The organism is Bartonella queenslandensis, assembly GCF_018155095.1.
GTDB classification, from domain to species: Bacteria; Pseudomonadota; Alphaproteobacteria; order Rhizobiales; family Rhizobiaceae; genus Bartonella; species Bartonella queenslandensis_B.
In genome coordinates, this window is the sequence record NZ_NAAI01000004.1 from 113,252 (window position 1) to 132,154 (window position 18,903).

Genomic DNA, 18,903 nt, shown 5'->3' on the forward strand with positions numbered 1-18,903 from the left:
AATTGGGCAAGTGTACCATATAATGATGCCCGATAAATATAGATAAAATCATGATACATATCCGAAATACGATCGTTATTTGTTATATATAATAATCAATCGTCTTTTATGGGCTAAACACACCAATAATGAACGGCTCAACGGTCATATCTCTTATTTTCTTTATAGGAAAATTTTCGTTATACACCATCATGAAGAACAACATTTTACAACACTAAAAATAATGATAAGATCCCTTAAAAGCTATATATTAACTTTTAATGTCAGGAAATTACACACGATAAAGCACGACAAATGCTCATAAATTATTGTTCTTGATTAAACATTATGCCCCTCAATCAACTGCATCCAAGCCTCTTCATCGATAACCTCAACACCTAATTCTTCTGCTTTAGACAATTTTGATCCCGCTCCAGGTCCTGCAACAAGAATATCTGTTTTTTTAGAAAGTGAACCCGACGTTTTGGCTCCTAATCGCTCTGCCAATGCTTTTGCTTCATCACGTGACATATGTGCTAAAGTTCCTGTAAAAACAATAATCTTCTCCGCTATTGGTGAAGAAGCCATCATGATAGTTTCCTCATCAAGAGGTGTTACTTCTTCAAGCAAAGCAGATAAAACTTCACGGTTATGCGCTTCTTGATAAAAATCAACAATTGCGCTTCCTACCTGTGGTCCAATTCCTTCAATATTGGTAAGTTCCATCCAAGCTTCATTGCCTTCTTTATTTTCCTGCTCACATGGCATAAGTGCTTCCATAGCCGCCGTTTCAAAATCTGTATAATTTTGATAAGCACGTGCAAGGCGTCGTGCATTCACCTCTCCAACATGACGAATCCCCAATGCAAACAAAAAACGGCTTAAAGGAATTTCACGACGTGCATTAATGGCATCATACAGTTTTCGAACTGAAACAGTACCAAAACCTTCCATATTTTCCAAACGTATCAAAGACTTTTCTTGGCGCCGTTCTAAAGTAAAAATATCGGCTGGTGTATGAATACAAAGTGCTTTATCTTGAGCATGGAAAAAAAACTCTACCTGTTTTTTACCCAAGCCCTCAATATCAAAGGCATTGCGTGCGACAAAATGACGAATCCGTTCAATTGCCTGAGCTGGACAAATAAGCCCCCCCGTACAGCGTCGCACTGCTTCTCCATCTTCACGAACAGCATGACTCCCACACGCGGGACACAGATGAGGAAAAACAAAAGCAGAAGCATCTTTAGGACGCTTTTCAGCAACAATATCAACAACTTGAGGAATCACATCACCCGCACGTTGTACAATCACGGTATCGCCTATACGGATATCACGCCCTTCACGAATGGGCTCTCCCTTATGACCAATTCCCTTAATATAATCCTCATTATGCAAACTGGCATTAGTCACCACCACCCCACCAACAGTAATAGGAGTAAGGCGTGCAACAGGGGTTAAAGCTCCCGTACGACCGACCTGAATGTCAATATCTTCCAAAAGCGCCATCGCTTTTTCTGCTGGAAATTTATGCGCTATTGCCCAACGCGGCGAACGAGAAACAAACCCCAAACGCTTTTGGAGCATCAAATCATTAACTTTATAAACAATACCATCAATATCATAGCTTAAAGAATAACGGCGTTCTTCTATATCACGATAATAGCAAATAATATCTTCTACTGTTTTAAAGACTTTTATTAATGGATTGATAACAAAGCCATACTCTTTTAGCTTTGTCATCATCTCTATTTGACTTTCTGCAAATATTTCACTCACTTCACCACAAGCATAAGCAAAAAATTGAAGTTTTCTGCTGGCGGTTATCCGTGAATCAAGCTGACGGAGCGAACCAGCCGCTGCATTTCGAGGATTGGCAAAGGTTAACTTTCCCTTCTCTTGTTGACTTATATTAAGAGTTTGGAAATCTTCCCGCCCCATATAAACTTCGCCGCGAACCTCGATTATCTCAGGAAAATCACCTTGCAAAACTTGTGGAATATCAGCAATTGTTCGAGCATTTGCCGTTACATTTTCACCAACTGTTCCATCCCCACGCGTTGCCGCACGCACAAGCAGTCCCTTTTCGTAGCGTAAAGACAAAGATAAACCATCAATTTTGGGCTCCGCTGTTATTTCCAACACTTGTGTTTCTGGAAGCCGTAAAAAACGACGAATACGCTCAACAAATTCATTAACATCTGCAGCACTAAACGCATTATCAAGAGAAAGCATTGGTTGTGCATGAACAGATTTTTCAAATTTTTCGGAAATTGGTGCCCCAATTTTATGTGAAGGAGAATCGACACGAATAAGCTCTGGAAAAAGAGCTTCAATGTCTGCATTACGTTGGCGCAAAGCATCATATTCTGCATCAGAAATTTCAGGCTGATCGTCACGATTATAAAGCACATCATGACGTGCAATCTCTTTTGCCAACCATTCTAATTCACGCTCTGCTTCAACAGCAGTGAGGTTTTTAATTCCGTCCTTGTTCATAAAATCTATTCCAAATGATGGGTTACTGCCATAAAAATCCCCAAGCTTTCTCATAAAGTGAATTGCAATAAATACAAGCTTTCCAGTATTTTTATCGCTTAATGACTTAATCTTCATGCCAAAAGCTTTTGAGCCGCTGCACGCGCTTCTTCAGTAATTTGTTCTCCTGCCAACATACGGGCAATTTCTTCTGCACGCTCCTGCTCTTCCATTTTATGGATAGCCGTAACAAAGCATCCTTTATCATGACTCTCAATTTTTGAAATAAGAAAATGGCTATGCGCTTTTGACGCAACTTGTGGTGCATGTGTAATAGCAAAAACCTGAATCTTTTCCGACAAACGTTGCAATCGTTGCCCAATAGCCGCGGCAACAGCGCCTCCAGCTCCTGTATCAATTTCATCAAAAATCAGTGTGGGAGCAGATCCACGATCAGATAACACAACTTTTAATGCCAACAAAAAACGAGACAATTCACCGCCAGAAGCCACACTTAACATTGGTCCAGCACGTGTTCCAGGATTTGTTCGAACCCAATATTCAATACGATCACATCCCTCTGCACTTCGCCTTTCAACATCAGTCTGCATTTCAACAATAAATTCTGCTTTTTCTAACTTCAATGCCGGCAACTCAGCCATAACATTTTCAGACAAATGCTTTGCTGTTTCACGACGCTTTATTGTTAGGTTTTGTGCCAATGCATCATAATTTTTCTTTGCCTGCTCTGCCTCATCTTCAAAACGCGTTAACGTGTTCTGCGCCTCTTCAAAATCAGTAAGTTCAGCATCCATTTTATCGCGTAACTGAACCAATTCATCGGCAGAAACCTGATATTTACGAGCAAAACCGCGAAGAGCAAAAAGACGTTCTTCTATCCGTTCCAATTCATCAGGTTCAAAATCCAATACCCGCATTGCAGCCTCAATGCCTTCTTGTGCTGTTGCAAGTGCACACAATGCCTCATCAATAGATTTCACCACTGGTTCAATAAGCTCTTGCGCCTCAGGAATTTTCCGCTCCAAACGCCTTACCAAATTAGAAAGAACCGGAATTGGCGATTTTTGACCATTTAAAAGGTCATCCGCTTCTTTAATATCCATCGCTATTTTTTCTAATTTAAGCATATCAGCTCGGCGCAGAGAAAGAGCATCCTCTTCACCAACTTGAACATCAAGCTTTTCAAGTTCTTGCACACACGCCCGAAGATAATCCATCTCACGCGTTGCATTTTCCACTTTAAGACGCTGTTGTTGCAAACGCTCTTCACATTCACGCCATACCTGATAACACTGGCGCAAATTTTCGACTTCATCTTCAAGTCCGCCAAAAGCATCTAATAATTGGCGATGTGCAGCAACATCCACAAGCGCACGATCATCATGCTGTCCATGAATTTCAACCAGAAGACGGCCAACACTCCGCATTAAGGAAACACTAGCCACCTGATCATTGATAAAGACACGACTGCGCCCATCACTTGATTGCACACGCCGTAAAATGATATCGCCTTCCTCATCAAGACCATTCTCACGAATAAGCTGACGCGCAGGATGTGAAATAGGAACATCAAAAACAGCCGTCACCTGCCCGCGGTCAGCACCATGACGCACAAGGGAAGCATCCCCTCGTCCTCCAAGGGCAAGCGACAAAGCATCCAGGAGAATAGATTTGCCTGCCCCTGTTTCTCCAGTTAAAACCGTCAATCCCGCCGTAAAATGAATATCGAGCGTTTCGATCAAAACAATATTATGAATCGAAAGCTGTATCAGCATAGAGAATCAACGTGCCCTCTTCTTATCACCACCTAAAGCATTTGAGATCCAAGAAGATTTATGCTCATGTGGCGATATTTTATTCTTCTGCAAGAGATTATAAGAAAATTTATACCACTCACTTTTGGGATAATTACGTCCTAAAATAGCTGCTGCCGTCTGTGCTTCCGCCGTTAAACCAAGAGCAAGATTAACTTCTGTTAAACGGAAAAGTGCTTCTTCAATTTGATTTGTATCGGAATACTCTTCAACGACGGTACGAAACCGTCTACTTGCAGCAAGATAGCGCCGCCCCTCTTCATAATAACGGCCAATCTGCATTTCTTTACCAGCCAGTTGTTCGCGCCCGAAACGTATTTTATCCTTAGCATCCTTGACATATTCAGAATTCGGATAACGCTCTATAAGGAGCTGCATCGCAGCAATAGCCCGTTTTGTATCACGTTGATCACGCGTAACATCAGGAATCCGACGGAAAGAAGAAAGACCGATAATATAGTACGCATAAGCCGAGTCAGTAGACCCTGGATAAAGAGTAATATAGCGTTGAGCCATGCTAATTGAATCATCATACTTTCCAAGCCGATAATTTGTAAAAGCGCCCATGACTAAAGATTTACGACCCCAGTCTGTATAAGGATACTGTTTCTCAATCTTCAAAAACTTTTTCGCTGCATCCCCAAGCCGCCCACTCTCAAGGCTAGCAAGCCCCTGGTTATATAAAACATCTGGTGGATCTATTTTCAAAACATAAGCAGATGGATCAAGGGTATTTTTCTCTTTAAAGAGACATCCCGCTAACATACAGGTGCTTCCTAAAAGTACCACCCCCAATATCTTGCGTACAATGTTCGATTTTCTATATGTTATATTTCCAATGCACACATAAGATTTTTTCATAGTTTTCCCAGCCTCCAGAGAGTATCACCTTGTAGAAAAAACAATTCATCAAAGTTTTTATATCATATCACTTTAAAATCCACATAACCAATTTAGCAGTTTAGGTCAATCATCCCCTTAAAAATCAAATAAACGATAAAAAAGCCTTGTCAATTTTATTTTATTCCTTCTCTAAAAAGCTTTTTTCATAATATGATTCGTTTGCCAAAACAGCTCTCACCAATTGTGCATTAATTCTATGTCCACCACAATAAGAACGAAATAATCCAATAAAAGGACCCCCGAGCAAAGCCGTATCACCAATCGCATCAAGCATTTTATGCCGAACGCACTCATTTTCCCAATAAGGACCATCGGGATTTAAAACTTTGTCATTAAGACCGATAACAAGAGAATTTTCCAAAGAAGCACCTCTCGCCTTTCCAGAAAGTCGTAATTTTTCCACGTCCGCTATAAAACCAAAAGTGCGCGCACGTGACAAATCATCTCGAAATCCTCGTGTGGTAAGATCAAAATTGAAATGTTGCTTACCAATAGCAGAAGAAGGAAAAGAGATCGTTATATCAAAACGACGCCCATCAAATGGCAAAAGTTCTGCAAAACCATGAGCCCCTTCAACCCGCAACGGCTTTTTTATAATGAAATAGGAACGCAATGCACTCTGCTGGACAATGCCAGCATCTTCAAAAGCTTGGCAATATTGCCATGAAGAACCATCCAAAATAGGAATCTCATTATGCGATACTTCAATAATAAGATTGTCCAAATTATAAGCAGCAATAGCTGCCATCAAATGTTCAATTGTTTCAACCCTTAGCTCTCCATCTCCAAGCACCGTTGATAATTCAGTTTCTCCGGTTTGCGATGCATGGGCTTGAAATATTTTTTCTGTTCCATCTAATCCACAACGCTTAAAAAGAATACCACACCCAACATCAGCTGGATAAACCTTTATCACTGACAAACAACCACTGTGAACGCCAATCCCCTTAAATATTACTGCTTTTTTAAGAGTAGACTGATATTTTGGTAGCAAGTTCATCATATTATTTTATTACATTTCTTTTAGCTCTTTTGATAAATTTTATAAAACTATTAAAAAAATATTCATAGTAAATAATAAATAACCCGCTTATAATTAAGCGGGTTAAAAAAAGTAAAGTATTTTATCCAAAAAAACAGTATATTTTACTGTATAATTTCTAATTCATCATCAAAGATCATCATAATATTTCTTAGTGCCTCATTTTTTATCAATTAATTTACCTGACGACGTAAAAATGCTGGTATTTCTAACTGATCTTCTTCACTGATAAAAGTACGCTGATCTTGTGGCACCTGAGGATGTAACTCACCAGAACGGCGTGGAACATAAACAGAAGCATCTTGAGAAAGTGCCTGAGAATTTTTATTGTAAACGTGAGACTCTTGCTGCTGTGACGATCTCACAGCAGGTTCCAACCTTGCTTCTGGCTCTACTTCCTCACGATGTGTCAAACTCTGTTTTAAACGCTGCCAAAGATTACGAGGACTTTGATCAGTCACAGATGTTCTTTGACTTTGTCTATGAGCAACAGGAGGAAAATCCTTTAACTCAGGCATACGCATTGGAGCGCGCGCTTGCATCTGTTGCATTTGTTTTGGTTGCATTGGCTTTTCTTTTTGCTTCACAACCCCTGTCATGTCATCAAGAACATGCGCTGTTGCCTCCATACTCACGGGAGCCGTCATAGCTTGTTGAGAGCCTCGGCTTACTTGCATACGCGGTGCATTTGATACCTGATCCTGCACAGCATTTGAAGCATAAGCAACAGTTTTTGTCGCAGCAACAGTTTTTGTCGCACTTCGTGTCATCATTGCTTCTGCAGGCTGTGCAAAAATTTGACTTTTGGGACGAAACTGTTCTCCTGTTGGCTTCTCCTTTTCTATTTCAAGAGATTCGATAACTTCTACCATTGATTCAGAACGCAAGGGCGATGATTGAACATGAAAAGAACTGTGTGGCGTTCCAGGATCGTTCTTGCGTATTGAAGAGGTTGGCCTTTGAAACTGAGGCTGAGAGGACTGAACCACATCACTAACCTCACGATCAATACCGGTAGCAACCACGGATACACGAATAACACCTTCCAATGACTCATCATCAATGGCTCCAAAGATCACATTCGCATCAGCATCCACTTCTTCACGAATACGATTAGCAGCTTCATCCACCTCAAAGAGAGTCATATCACGCCCCCCCGTAATAGAAATCAATAAACCACGTGCTCCACGCATAGATGTATCATCCAACAATGGATTTGCAATAGCAGCTTCAGCCGCTGCCAAAGCACGCCCCTCACCAGATGCTTCACCCGTTCCCATCATGGCTCGACCCATTTCGTGCATAACAGAACGAACATCAGCAAAATCAAGGTTAATCAAGCCCTCTTTAATCATTAAGTCTGTAATGGAAGCAACACCAGAATAAAGCACTTGATCAGCCATAGCAAAAGCATCAGCAAATGTTGTTTTATCATTTGCAATACGGAAAAGATTTTGATTGGGAATAACAATCAATGTATCGACAGACTTTTGTAATTCTTCAATACCAGCCTCTGCCGTTTTCATACGACGAGCCCCTTCAAACTGAAATGGCTTTGTCACAACACCAACGGTCAAAATACCTTTTTCACGCGCTGCACGAGCAACAACGGGAGCAGCACCTGTTCCAGTTCCTCCCCCCATACCAGCAGTAATAAAAACCATATGAGAGTCTGCAAGATGATCGATAATTTCATCAATACATTCCTCTGCCGCTGCTTGTCCAACTTCTGGTAAAGCCCCAGCACCCAAACCTTCTGTCACAGCTGCACCAAGCTGGATAACACGTTCAGCCTTTGACATCGCCAAAGCCTGTGCATCCGTATTAGCAACAACAAAGTCAACTCCCTGAAGACCAGCATTAATCATGTTATTCACGGCATTCCCGCCACCACCTCCAACACCAAAAACGGTAATGCGTGGCTTCAATTCCGCGATATCTGGCCGATGCAGATTAATCGTCATTTTCTTTTCCTTCTCATAAGACACCGCAAGCCAAAGCGATGAAATTTATCCAACTAGACTTAACTAAAAACTCTCACGCAACCACTGACCAACACGCTGCAAATACCCACGCGTGCCCATCGATAAATGATTTCCTGCCATCTGCATTGTTTTTTCTCCAAACCCCACCAATTGCGGATAAATTAACAATCCAACAGCAGATGTAAATGCCGCCCCTTTTGCAAGAGAAGGAAGCCTTGAAATACCTAAAGGCCGCCCGATACGAACATTTCTTCCTAATATAGTACGTGCCATTTCTGGCAATCCTGTTAACTGGCTTGCTCCCCCAGTCAAAATAACACGCTTACCAATGATGTGACCAAAACCAGACCGATTTAGACAATCACGGACCATTTCTAAAATTTCTTCAATACGTGCACGAATGATGCGCCCAAGAACCGCGCGAGGATATTGCGTTGCACGACGTTCACTCCCAATCTCCGTCACATTAATCATATGCCGTTCATCAGAACTCGTCAGAAGCGCTGAACCATATAAAACTTTTAAACGTTCTGCCTCTGTAAGTGACATAGAGAATCCACGCGCGACATCAAGCGTCACATGATGCCCACCAACAGCAAGGGCATCCGCATGGACAAATTTTCCCTCAAAAAACACTGAACATGTTGTTGTTCCACCACCAAAATCAATACATGCTGCTCCCAAATGTGCCTCATCATTCATCAAAACAGCAAGACCACTTGCAAAGGGAGTTGCAACCATCGCTTCGACACTCAAATGCGCACGATTAATGCAAGTTTCTAAATTACGTAAAGCCGCAGTTTCTGCTGTTACCACATGCACATCCACACCAAACAATTCTCCAGCCATTCCAATTGGATCAGAAATTCCTTTATCCCCATCCAAGACATAAGAGACTGGAACTGAATGCATGACATGACGTTCAGCATCAAAAGCTTTGCGCGAAATATCTGAAAATGCCACACGCACATCACGCTTAGTCACTTCACGCCCGCCCAAACGTACCATGCCATTAATAAGAGCACTTTGTAATCGGCTTGAAGAAAAGTTGACAATCACTGAATCCACCACCAAACCAGCCATTTTTTCTGCCGCATCAACAGCCAAACGTATTGATTGTTCTGCTGCAAACATATCCACAACCACCCCAGATTTAATACCGCGTGAACGCTGTACTCCAAAGCCTAGAATTTCCATAGAATGTGTACGTCCATGTAAATAGTGCGCATGCTTTAAAGGACGCAAACAAGCAATAAGACAAACAATCTTACTTGAGCCAACATCAAGCACCGTTAAAAAACGTGTCTTACGTCCCCCCCCATGATGTGATCTGAGCAACATTATAGGTTTCCTGCCTTTCGCGCCTCTAAAATACGTTCTTCTTCTGCAACACCAGCATCATAACGCTCTAACGTTTCATCGGATAAAGAAACAGTAATTCGATCAGCAAGACGTAAATCAACACTAAAGATATCGCGCGATAAAAGATCTTGCATTGTACCGGACGAAACAAGAGATGAAAGCCTTTCAAGGGCACCATTTTCAGGCAACATAATGCGCATTCCATTCTCCAAAACCAGATCCCAACGCCGATCACCCACCCGCACAAAAGCACGAACACGATCATACACTGGCCGATAGGTTGACAGCGCTTGAATAAATCCTTTAGCTGTATTTTGCGCACCCTGCCCAACCACAAGAGGTAAATCCCAAACATTTTTTCCTTTAAAGGGCACAATGATACGCCCCGTATTATCAACAATATCCATTACGCTATCATGTTGCCAAATAGCATAAGGTTCACGTTCCACGATGGAAATGCGCATTCTATTGGGATAAATCTTCTGAACATTTGCCGATTGAACCCAAGCCTGTTCTTCTAAAAGAGAACGTGCTCTCTCAACATCAAAAGTGAATATAGAGGGGGCAACATCAAGTCCTAAAATTTTTAAAATATCTTGTTTTCTCAAGCGTTTATTACCACTTATATCGACATCAACGACCACAAAACCACTATCCGATATAATCGTGTTTACGATCACAGCCATCTGACCGCTTGATAAAAGTCCATAAAAAGCCGTAACAAAGAAAAACCATACAACAGCAAAAGAGCCAAAATGGCGTGGAATATGAATATTGACAAAGACAAATTCAAACATAAACCGAAGAAAACGACGATAAAGACGTGGTAAAGCCGGCACTGAAAGCACCTCCATCGGAACATTTGTTTTATTAACATTCAACGCATACATGATGCGTCCTCCACCATCCATTGAACAATATCGCCGTAAGCACGGCCACTCGCTTTTGCAATATCAGGAAGAAGAGACGTCGGTGTCATACCGGGTTGCGTATTAATTTCAAGCCAAACCAATTCTCCTGTTTTCTCATCAAAACGAAAATCAGAACGACTAACACCTCGACACCCTATCGCCTGATGGGCTGCTAAAGACATTCTTTGCACACTTTGGTAAATATTTAGTGAAAGTTTTGCAGGACAAATGTGAAGAGAGCCACCTGTTTTATATTTTGAGTCATAATCGTAAAATGGAAAGTGTTGATCGGGAAGAATTTCGCACACGTCCAACACTTCATTCCCTAAAACTGCACAAGTTAATTCACGACCAGGAATATACTTTTCAACCATCACCTCATCTGCATATCCCCACTCATCTCCCCCAATATTACGCGGTGGTGCAGCTTCATTTTCCTGGACAATAACAACACCAAAACTTGATCCTTCACACACAGGTTTAATGACATAAGGAGGTTCCATGGGATGCGTTTTCCCAACAGCAAAGCGGCTCATAATACGAGAAGGAGCAACGCAAACCCCAACACTTGCAACAATAATTTTCGCACGTCCCTTATCCATGGCCAAAGCAGACGCCATCACACCAGAATGGGTATAAGGAATTTTTAAATATTCAAGAATCCCCTGAATCCGACCATCTTCACCAAATGAACCATGCAATGCATTAAAGGCAATATCGGGCTGCAACCGTTCGAGAACAGAAGCAATATGAGCATCAACGTCCACGCGACTCACACGATACCCCTGCGCCTCAAGAACATCAGCACAAGCTGCTCCTGAAGATAAACTTACAGACCGTTCAGAAGAAAAACCTCCCATTAACACAGCTATATGTTTATCTTTCATAATAAATCACCCTCTTTTGCATACTATATCTAGTCTATATAGAAGACATCAGCACCACATACACGAGAAAAGCAAAGTTTATTCTTGCGAATCAATAATCTAGCATTTTGCATAATGAATCAGACTCAAAAGCTTGATGCAAGAGATTCTTTGTTAATTTATTGATTCTTAATAGAATTTTTTTATTATCTCTTTGAAATGACTCAATTTTTTATTTACACTTTTTTAGTGAACAATAAATCAATGAAATGGGTCAAAAAAAGCGACACTTCGACCTTGCTCAAATTGACCGATACGCTCTATTTCCCATTGTAAAAGGTGAGCTGAATGTGCAAAAACACGCGCACGCACTGTTTCTCCCAATGCTTCAAGATCATATCCTGTGGCTTGCCCTGTATTAATCATAAAATTACAGTGCATTTCACTCATTTGAGCGCCACCAATCTGTAAACCACGGCATCCTGCTTCATCAATCACGCGCCACGCGGATGTATTCTCAGGATTTTTGAAAGTTGATCCCCCTGTTTTTTCGCGAATAGGTTGCACTGTTTCTCTGTGAAGGGCAACTTCATCCATAGCCGCACGAATAGCATCTTTATTACCGGGTTTTCCCTCCAATAAAGCAGCGGTAAAAATAAAATCTTTAGGAATATCACAATGGCGATAGGAATAATGCATATCTTTCAAACTTAAGATATGACGTTGTCCTTTACGATCCAACGCATAAACCTCAACAACACGTGCTGCGGTTTCAACACCATTGGCACCCGCATTCATTTTGAGAGCGCCGCCAAGACCACCAGGAATACCATGATAAAAATGAAACCCTGCAATTTCTGCCTTTAACGCAGCAGCAGCTAAATGTTTATCCGCCGTACCAGCGCCAACTAAAAAGCCTTTTGGAGAAACTTGCTGTACTTGCCCAAAATTTTTGGGCGAAAGACGAATCACAACTCCAGGAACGCCCCCATCGCGCACCAGAAGATTAGAACCGATACCTACAATTGTGACAGGAACACATTCAGGCAAATTTTGAAGGAAAAGAGCCAAATCTTCTTCATCAACAGGCTGATAAAAAAGCTCTGCCAATCCGCCAGTGCGAAACCACGTCACCTTACGCATCTCAACATTAGGAGTAAGTTTTCCTCTTACGCCCCCCAACAGCGGTTGCAATTGCGCCAATAGCGCCTCACCATCAATGTGCTGAAAATTTATCATGACCTTCAAGTTCCGATAACTGATGAGGCAACGCACAAGCCCATTGTGTGATATTGCCAGCACCAAGAAAAACAACATAATCCTCTGCCTGGGCAAATTTTGAGACAAGAGAAACAATATCTTCCAGACCGTCTATCAAGCGCACATCACGATGACCAGCCATTTTAATATGCTCTACCAATTCTTGCGAACCAAACCCTACAATAGGCTCTTCACCAGCAGCATAAACGGGGGTAATCAACACTGTATCTGCATCATTAAAACAACCAGCAAAATCATCAAATAAATGATACAAACGCGAATAACGATGAGGTTGTGCAATGGCAATAACACGCCCTTTTGCACTCTCACGTGCCGCACGCAAAACAGCCTTTATTTCAACAGGGTGATGTCCATAATCATCAAATATTTCAACGCCACGCCAACTTCCTGTTCGCGTAAAACGCCGTTTTACGCCACCAAATTCCGCCAATCCCTTCTTTATCAATTCATTTGAAATGCCAAGTTCATGTGCAATAGCTATCGCTGCTGTTGCATTGGCAACATTATGCTGTCCTGCCATGGGCAAAAGCAAATTTTTCAACTCAATTTTTCTTCCTGTCTTGCGTGAACGAACAAGAACATCAAAATACGTTTTTTGACCATCCCTCGAAAGATTAAGAAAACGAACGTCCGCTTGTGGATTTGCACCATAAGTAATCACCCAACGATCATCAATACGGCTCGCCAATGACTGAACCTCTGGATGATCAACGCACAAAACAGCAAAACCATAAAAAGGAACATTTTCCACGAATTGCCGAAAAGCCGCGCGGACAGCATCAAAACTCCCATAATGATCCAAATGCTCAGCATCAATATTGGTAACAACAGCAATATCAGCAGGAAGCTTTAAAAACGTACCATCACTTTCATCAGCTTCAACAATCATCCAATCGCCTTCTCCTGTACGAGAATTCGTACCATAAGCATTAATAATACCACCATTAATCACCACTGGATCAAAACGACCAGCATCAAGAAGCGCTGCAACCATTGATGTAGTCGTTGTTTTACCATGTGTACCACCCACCGCAATTGCACGCCGAAATCGCATTAGCTCTGCCAACATTTCTGCACGTCTGACAAGCGGCAAATGCCTTTCTTTTGCAGCAATATACTCAGGATTTGTTTTTTTAACGGCAGTAGAAAAAACAACAACCTCTGCATTTCCTAAATTTTCAGCACAATGACCGATATGAACATTAATTCCTTTTCTCCGCAAACGTTCAACATTTGCACTCTCAACTTGATCGGACCCTTGAACTTTATAGCCGAGATTATAAAAAACCTCCGCAATTCCACTCATGCCAATCCCTCCAATGCCAATAAAATGGATAACGCCTATATCAAGTGGCATTTTCATCAAAAAGCTCCTCTTTTATATCTGACAGCAATCGTCCTGCAATCAAGGCTTCAGCCATATCAGCAAGGCAACGGGTTGCATGAGGTTGCCCAACTTTTTTTGCAGCAAGCGCTTGTTTTTCCAATAAATGGGGTGCACAACAAGCTCGCGTTAGAAGAGAAGAAAGCCTTTGTGCATTTAAATCTTTTTCTAAGACAATCTGCGCACCACCCACACGCGCAAGAAGAGCAGCATTGGCTGCCTGATCATGATCCAAAGCATACGGATAAGGAATAAGCAAAGCAGGTCTACCAATCACCGCTATTTCACAAACCGATGAAGCCCCAGCACGCGACAAAATAAAATGAGCATGTGCCATCCGTTCAGCCATATCATCAAAGAAAGGAGCAACTTCAGCTTGTACCCCCCTATCACGATAGATTTTGATCAATTCTGCAGCATCACCACGAACTTGCTGTACAATTCGTAAGCGCTTACGGTTTTGATCATCGAGCAAAGCAACCGCTTCTGGAACAATATGTGAAAAAAAGGAAGCCCCTTGACTACCCCCAAAAATCAAAAAATTAAATGGCTTTTCTCCCACTGAAGAATGATAAGGAATTTTAGCCGCCTTCAACACAGCCTCACGTACAGGATTTCCCGTTAAAAGTGTTTTATGAGCATAAGCACCATGGGGCGACAACAAACCACCAGCGATTGCACGCACAAAAATTGCCAATACCCGATTGGCACGCCCCATAACAGCATTTTGCTCATGAATAAATGTTACACGCCGCATTAAGGCCGCCATAAAAAGAGGAGGGAAACTCGGATATCCCCCAAAACCACCAACAAGAACAGGACGTAATTTATAAAATAACCTCAACGATTGCCCCATACCTCTGAGCAAAGACCAAATTGTTTTTATCAAAGCAAAAGGATGACGTCGTGTGAATGTTGCCGATGAAACGATATGTGTATGCTCTTCATCAAAGCTCCGTACAAAAGATCGTGCTCTCTCATCGGTTATCAAATGAACATCATATCCACGCTGCCTTAATTCAACAGCAAGTGCTTCAGCAGGAAAAAGATGTCCACCTGTACCACCCGCCGCCAAAACAATAACTTTTTTATCATTCATAAGGTGTATCCAAGACAGAGGAAGAAAAAGCTGAAAGACGCGCTTCTGGCCAACGACGTGTTAAACTGAGTAAAATTCCCATTGAAACTGCAATTGCCACCATCGATGAGCCGCCATAAGAGATAAACGGTAATGTCATGCCTTTAGGAGGGATTAAATGAAGATTAACGGCCATATTAATCGCTGATTGAAAGCCTATCATCATGGCTATGCCTGTGATACCAAGACGTATAAAAGAATCACGTGTATTCATGGCTATATACAATGAACGCATAACGATAAAGGCAAAAAGCATCATAATGAACAAACAAAGAATAATACCATATTCTTCAGCAGCCACAGAAAATACAAAGTCTGTATGGCTATCAGGAATGATACGTTTTACTGTTCCCTCTCCGGGGCCTTGCCCAAACCAACCACCATTCAAAATAGCCTCACGCCCTACATCCACTTGAAAGGTATCTCCTTCCCCTGTCAAAAAACCATTGATACGATCACGCACATGAGGCAGAAAAAGATAAGCGAAAACAATTCCTACAGCACCTAAAATGAGAAAGAAAAAAATAACCGTAAGAGGCACACCAGCAATAAAAAACAGCCCCCCCCATGTTGCACTTATTAAAATTGTTTGTCCAATATCAGGCTGTAAAACCAGAAGAACACAACAAATAGCATAAAGGAGAGTTGCTAATATGTAACCCAGAAATCCCTTTCTGCGTATCTGTTCTGAAAAAAGCCAAGCAGACATCACCACAAAAGCTGGTTTCATAAACTCTGATGCTTGTACAGAAAAACCAAAGAGCAAAATCCACCGCCGTGCTCCCTTTAATTCAGGACCCCAAAATAAGGTTGCAACCATAAGAGCAAGCGTTACAATGAGTAAAAGAGCACATAAACGACGAATATTAGCAAGCGAAAAAAAAGAAATGGTAACCATCGTAAAAAATGCTGCAATGCTAAAAATGATATGCCACCGAACAAAATAAAAACTATCAGCAATTCCGATTTTTTTTGCAATAGTGGGGCTAGCAGCAAAAGACAGCATAATGCCAATCCCCATTAAAATTAAACAAGCTGCAAAAATAGAGCGATCAATCGTCCACCACCAATTGGCAATTGGGTCTCTATCTGCACGCGTAATCATTTATATCCACCTTATCTGTTTATAAATTTTCTCAAAGTGATAAGGTTCCCCAACCTGTTTAACAAACACTTTAAAAACGAAATTACACAAAAAAAGATTCTGGAGTCTTAACGCAAAAATATTTTTTATCATTGATGCTTTTTTTATTGTAACTGCATCACCAAAGAGACAAATGCTTCGCCTCGCACTTCATAATTTTTAAATTGGTCATAACTTGCACAAGCAGGAGACAAAAGAACGACCCCCTCCTTTGCCTTGCAATGCATTGCGTCAATGGTCGCTTCACGCACCGCATTTTCTAAAGTTAAGCTCATAGAAAAAGGAAAAGCAGAACCAATAATGCGAGCAAATTCTTCTGCCGCACTTCCAATTAAATAGGCTTTACGGATTTTAGGAAAAAATTCTCTAAGAGACTCAATTCCTCCCTTTTTTGCCTGTCCCCCAACAATCCAAAAAATATCATTAAAGGCGCCAAGTGCAGGTGCTGCTGCATCGGCATTCGTTGCCTTACTATCATTGATAAACAAAACCGTCCCCATTTTACGGACCTGCTGCATACGGTGGGGCAATCCTTTATAGCTTGCTAAATACTTGTTCATAGAGGAATCCGTTATTTTTAAAGCCTGCAAAGCGGCCAATGCCATAAGAGCATTTTGCGCATTATGACCTCCGCGCAAAGCAGCCATAGAAGCAAGGTCTGCAAGCATATGTTGCTCTCCTTGATGAACAGAAAAGAGCTTGGTTCCCTCTGCATAAAAACCATTTTCAACAAAATGATCCTTGGAAATTGCCTCGATTTGATGCCCCTCGTGAAGCAACTGTTGATACAAAATCTCACAAGCAGCATCATCAACTGAAATAAAAGCCTGTGAAGCCTGAGCAATCAGACGCCTTTTTGTTTTCACATAACAAGCAAAACTCCCATGACGATCAATATGATCAGGTGTTAAATTCAATAAAAGTCCAATGGTTGGCTGAAGAGAGGGAGTAAGATCAATTTGAAACGATGAACATTCAATCACATAGATACGTTTTTTAACAAAGGGCTTAAGCGTCAATATTGCCTTTCCGATATTTCCCCCCATCTGCACATCATAACCCATTTTTTCCAACAAATGGGCAAGCAAAGCTGTCGTTGTTGACTTTCCATTCGTCCCCGTAATCGCAATAAAAGGAACATCTTGATCACAAAAACCATAACGCTGTAAAAAATGATGGCGCGCACGAACAAATAATTCAATATCACCGATAATTTCTATATTTTCTTTTCGTGCTTTTTCAACAACCCAATGGGGCTTTGGATACATTAAAGGGACACCAGGAGCTAAAATCAATGCAACGAATTTTGACCAGTCCTCATCGTGAAGATTTTTTGTCGGAATATTTTGTCGAAAAGCTGCTTGCACGCTCGCAGGATTATCATCCCACGCCACCACTTGCGCACCGCCACTCATCAATGCTTGTGCCGTTGCTAATCCAGACGCCCCTAACCCAAACAGAGCAACTTTTTGTCCTTTATAACACGCAACAGAAATCAAAATTTCACCGCAATTTAAGTGTTGAAAGACCAATGAGAGCAAGAACGATTGAAATAATCCAGAAACGTATCACCACTTGGCTTTCAGTCCAGCCTTTTTTCTCAAAATGATGATGGATCGGTGCCATAAGAAACACGCGTTTTCTTGTCAATTTGAAATAACCAACCTGAATAACGACTGAAAAAGCTTCCACAACAAAAAGCCCACCAATAAGAACCAAAACGATTTCGTGCTTCGTAGCAACCGCAACAGTCCCCAATAATCCTCCCAGAGCCAACGAGCCAGTATCCCCCATAAAAATAGCAGCCGGTGGTGCATTAAACCACAAAAAGCCAAGCCCTGCCCCTACAACAGCCCCCAATAAAACAGCCAATTCACCTGTTCCCGATACATAGTGTATTTGGAGATAATCAGCAAAATTCATATTACCACAAAGATAAGCAATCAGAGCAAAAGATAAGGCTGCAACCATCACAGGGACAATAGCAAGCCCATCAAGTCCATCCGTCAAATTAACCGCATTCCCCGTCGCAACAATAACAAAAGCAGAAAAAGGAATGAAAAACCAACCCAAGTTGATAAGGTAATCTTTCAAAAAAGGCAAAGCGAATCCAGATGAGCCAATTTTCAGAATGACAAAAGCAGCAATCGCTGCAACAAAAAACTCCAAGCTTAACCGTGCTTTCCCAGAAAATCCTTTGTCTGTTTGTTTTGTGACCTTAAGATAATCATCATAAAATCCAATAGCCCCAAAAGAAAGCATAACCAAGAGCGAAACCCAAAAATAAATATTCGATAAATTACACCATAAAAATGCCGATACGACAATGCCGGTTAAAATCATCAATCCACCCATTGTAGGTGTTCCAGCCTTTTTAAAATGTGTTTGAGGACCATCGGCACGAATCGGTTGCCCTTTGCCCTGACGCAATTTAAGAGAAGAAATGATGCTAGGTCCAAACAAAAAAACAATGAGCCCTGACGTCAGCATCGCTGCTATCGTGCGAAAAGTAATATAACGAAAAACATTCACACCTGGAAGCCAATCACTAAACGAAGTAAAAAACAGCATCATGGGATAAAAAACCTTTTAAAA

14 protein-coding genes are annotated in these 18,903 nt (G+C 41.4%); all 14 read right to left on the reverse strand.

Features of this window, described 5'->3' with window-relative positions; all coding sequences use genetic code 11:
* Positions 1-318: 318 nt before the first annotated feature.
* A complete protein-coding gene (gene ligA / locus B5V81_RS04020) occupies positions 319-2,478 on the reverse strand; it encodes an NAD-dependent DNA ligase LigA (protein WP_212112282.1) in 2,160 nt (719 codons plus the stop codon).
* Positions 2,479-2,591: 113 nt separating this feature from the next.
* Positions 2,592-4,253 carry a DNA repair protein RecN gene (gene recN, locus B5V81_RS04025; protein WP_212112226.1) on the reverse strand — a complete coding sequence of 554 codons (1,662 nt, stop codon included), beginning with the start codon at positions 4,251-4,253 and terminating at the stop codon, positions 2,592-2,594.
* A gap of 6 nt (positions 4,254-4,259) precedes the next feature.
* Positions 4,260-5,153 carry an outer membrane protein assembly factor BamD gene (locus tag B5V81_RS04030; protein ID WP_212112227.1) on the reverse strand — a complete coding sequence of 298 codons (894 nt, stop codon included), beginning with the start codon at positions 5,151-5,153 and terminating at the stop codon, positions 4,260-4,262.
* A gap of 160 nt (positions 5,154-5,313) precedes the next feature.
* A complete protein-coding gene (gene lpxC / locus B5V81_RS04035; protein WP_212112228.1) occupies positions 5,314-6,198 on the reverse strand; it encodes a UDP-3-O-acyl-N-acetylglucosamine deacetylase in 885 nt (294 codons plus the stop codon).
* A 212-nt stretch (positions 6,199-6,410) separates the two neighbouring features.
* Positions 6,411-8,201 carry a cell division protein FtsZ gene (ftsZ, locus tag B5V81_RS04040; RefSeq protein WP_212112229.1) on the reverse strand — a complete coding sequence of 597 codons (1,791 nt, stop codon included), beginning with the start codon at positions 8,199-8,201 and terminating at the stop codon, positions 6,411-6,413.
* A 63-nt stretch (positions 8,202-8,264) separates the two neighbouring features.
* Complete coding sequence (gene ftsA / locus B5V81_RS04045) at positions 8,265-9,563, reverse strand: cell division protein FtsA (protein WP_212112230.1); 1,299 nt, start codon at positions 9,561-9,563, stop codon at positions 8,265-8,267.
* On the reverse strand, positions 9,563-10,474 hold the full coding sequence (locus tag B5V81_RS04050; RefSeq protein WP_212112231.1) for a cell division protein FtsQ/DivIB: 912 nt from the start codon (positions 10,472-10,474) through the stop codon (positions 9,563-9,565). Before B5V81_RS04050 ends, ftsA begins: the two co-directional genes overlap by 1 nt.
* Positions 10,462-11,382 (reverse strand): D-alanine--D-alanine ligase, encoded by a 921-nt coding sequence (locus B5V81_RS04055; RefSeq protein WP_212112232.1) that lies wholly within the window; start codon positions 11,380-11,382, stop codon positions 10,462-10,464. Before B5V81_RS04055 ends, B5V81_RS04050 begins: the two co-directional genes overlap by 13 nt.
* Positions 11,383-11,622: 240 nt before the next feature.
* A complete protein-coding gene (murB, locus tag B5V81_RS04060; RefSeq protein WP_212112233.1) occupies positions 11,623-12,600 on the reverse strand; it encodes a UDP-N-acetylmuramate dehydrogenase in 978 nt (325 codons plus the stop codon).
* Entirely contained in the window at positions 12,578-14,005 is a 1,428-nt protein-coding gene (gene murC, locus B5V81_RS04065; protein ID WP_212112234.1) for a UDP-N-acetylmuramate--L-alanine ligase, read from the reverse strand. The genes murB and murC overlap by 23 nt, the downstream gene beginning before the upstream one ends.
* Positions 13,989-15,125 (reverse strand): undecaprenyldiphospho-muramoylpentapeptide beta-N-acetylglucosaminyltransferase, encoded by a 1,137-nt coding sequence (murG, locus tag B5V81_RS04070; RefSeq protein ID WP_212112235.1) that lies wholly within the window; start codon positions 15,123-15,125, stop codon positions 13,989-13,991. The genes murC and murG overlap by 17 nt, the downstream gene beginning before the upstream one ends.
* Positions 15,118-16,269, reverse strand: coding sequence for an FtsW/RodA/SpoVE family cell cycle protein (locus B5V81_RS04075; RefSeq protein WP_212112236.1), 1,152 nt, complete (start codon positions 16,267-16,269; stop codon positions 15,118-15,120). Before B5V81_RS04075 ends, murG begins: the two co-directional genes overlap by 8 nt.
* Before the next feature lie 143 nt (positions 16,270-16,412).
* Positions 16,413-17,807, reverse strand: coding sequence for a UDP-N-acetylmuramoyl-L-alanine--D-glutamate ligase (gene murD / locus B5V81_RS04080; RefSeq protein WP_212112237.1), 1,395 nt, complete (start codon positions 17,805-17,807; stop codon positions 16,413-16,415).
* A 4-nt stretch (positions 17,808-17,811) separates the two neighbouring features.
* Positions 17,812-18,882, reverse strand: a complete 1,071-nt coding sequence (mraY, locus tag B5V81_RS04085) for a phospho-N-acetylmuramoyl-pentapeptide-transferase (protein ID WP_212112238.1) — start codon at positions 18,880-18,882, stop codon at positions 17,812-17,814.
* Positions 18,883-18,903: the final 21 nt, after the last annotated feature.

What these genes read in the sequence shown, in the direction of transcription:
- ftsA (WP_212112230.1), bottom strand. Translation starts at nt 9,563, where the DNA reads ATGTTGCTCAGATCACATCATGGGGGGGGACGTAAGACACGTTTTTTA.
- murG (WP_212112235.1), bottom strand. Translation starts at nt 15,125, where the DNA reads ATGAATGATAAAAAAGTTATTGTTTTGGCGGCGGGTGGTACAGGTGGA.
- B5V81_RS04075 (WP_212112236.1), bottom strand. Translation starts at nt 16,269, where the DNA reads ATGATTACGCGTGCAGATAGAGACCCAATTGCCAATTGGTGGTGGACG.
- recN (WP_212112226.1), bottom strand. Translation starts at nt 4,253, where the DNA reads ATGCTGATACAGCTTTCGATTCATAATATTGTTTTGATCGAAACGCTC.
- B5V81_RS04030 (WP_212112227.1), bottom strand. Translation starts at nt 5,153, where the DNA reads ATGAAAAAATCTTATGTGTGCATTGGAAATATAACATATAGAAAATCG.
- B5V81_RS04050 (WP_212112231.1), bottom strand. Translation starts at nt 10,474, where the DNA reads ATGTATGCGTTGAATGTTAATAAAACAAATGTTCCGATGGAGGTGCTT.
- mraY (WP_212112238.1), bottom strand. Translation starts at nt 18,882, where the DNA reads ATGATGCTGTTTTTTACTTCGTTTAGTGATTGGCTTCCAGGTGTGAAT.
- B5V81_RS04055 (WP_212112232.1), bottom strand. Translation starts at nt 11,382, where the DNA reads ATGAAAGATAAACATATAGCTGTGTTAATGGGAGGTTTTTCTTCTGAA.
- murC (WP_212112234.1), bottom strand. Translation starts at nt 14,005, where the DNA reads ATGAAAATGCCACTTGATATAGGCGTTATCCATTTTATTGGCATTGGA.
- murB (WP_212112233.1), bottom strand. Translation starts at nt 12,600, where the DNA reads ATGATAAATTTTCAGCACATTGATGGTGAGGCGCTATTGGCGCAATTG.
- ligA (WP_212112282.1), bottom strand. Translation starts at nt 2,478, where the DNA reads ATGAACAAGGACGGAATTAAAAACCTCACTGCTGTTGAAGCAGAGCGT.
- lpxC (WP_212112228.1), bottom strand. Translation starts at nt 6,198, where the DNA reads ATGATGAACTTGCTACCAAAATATCAGTCTACTCTTAAAAAAGCAGTA.
- ftsZ (WP_212112229.1), bottom strand. Translation starts at nt 8,201, where the DNA reads ATGACGATTAATCTGCATCGGCCAGATATCGCGGAATTGAAGCCACGC.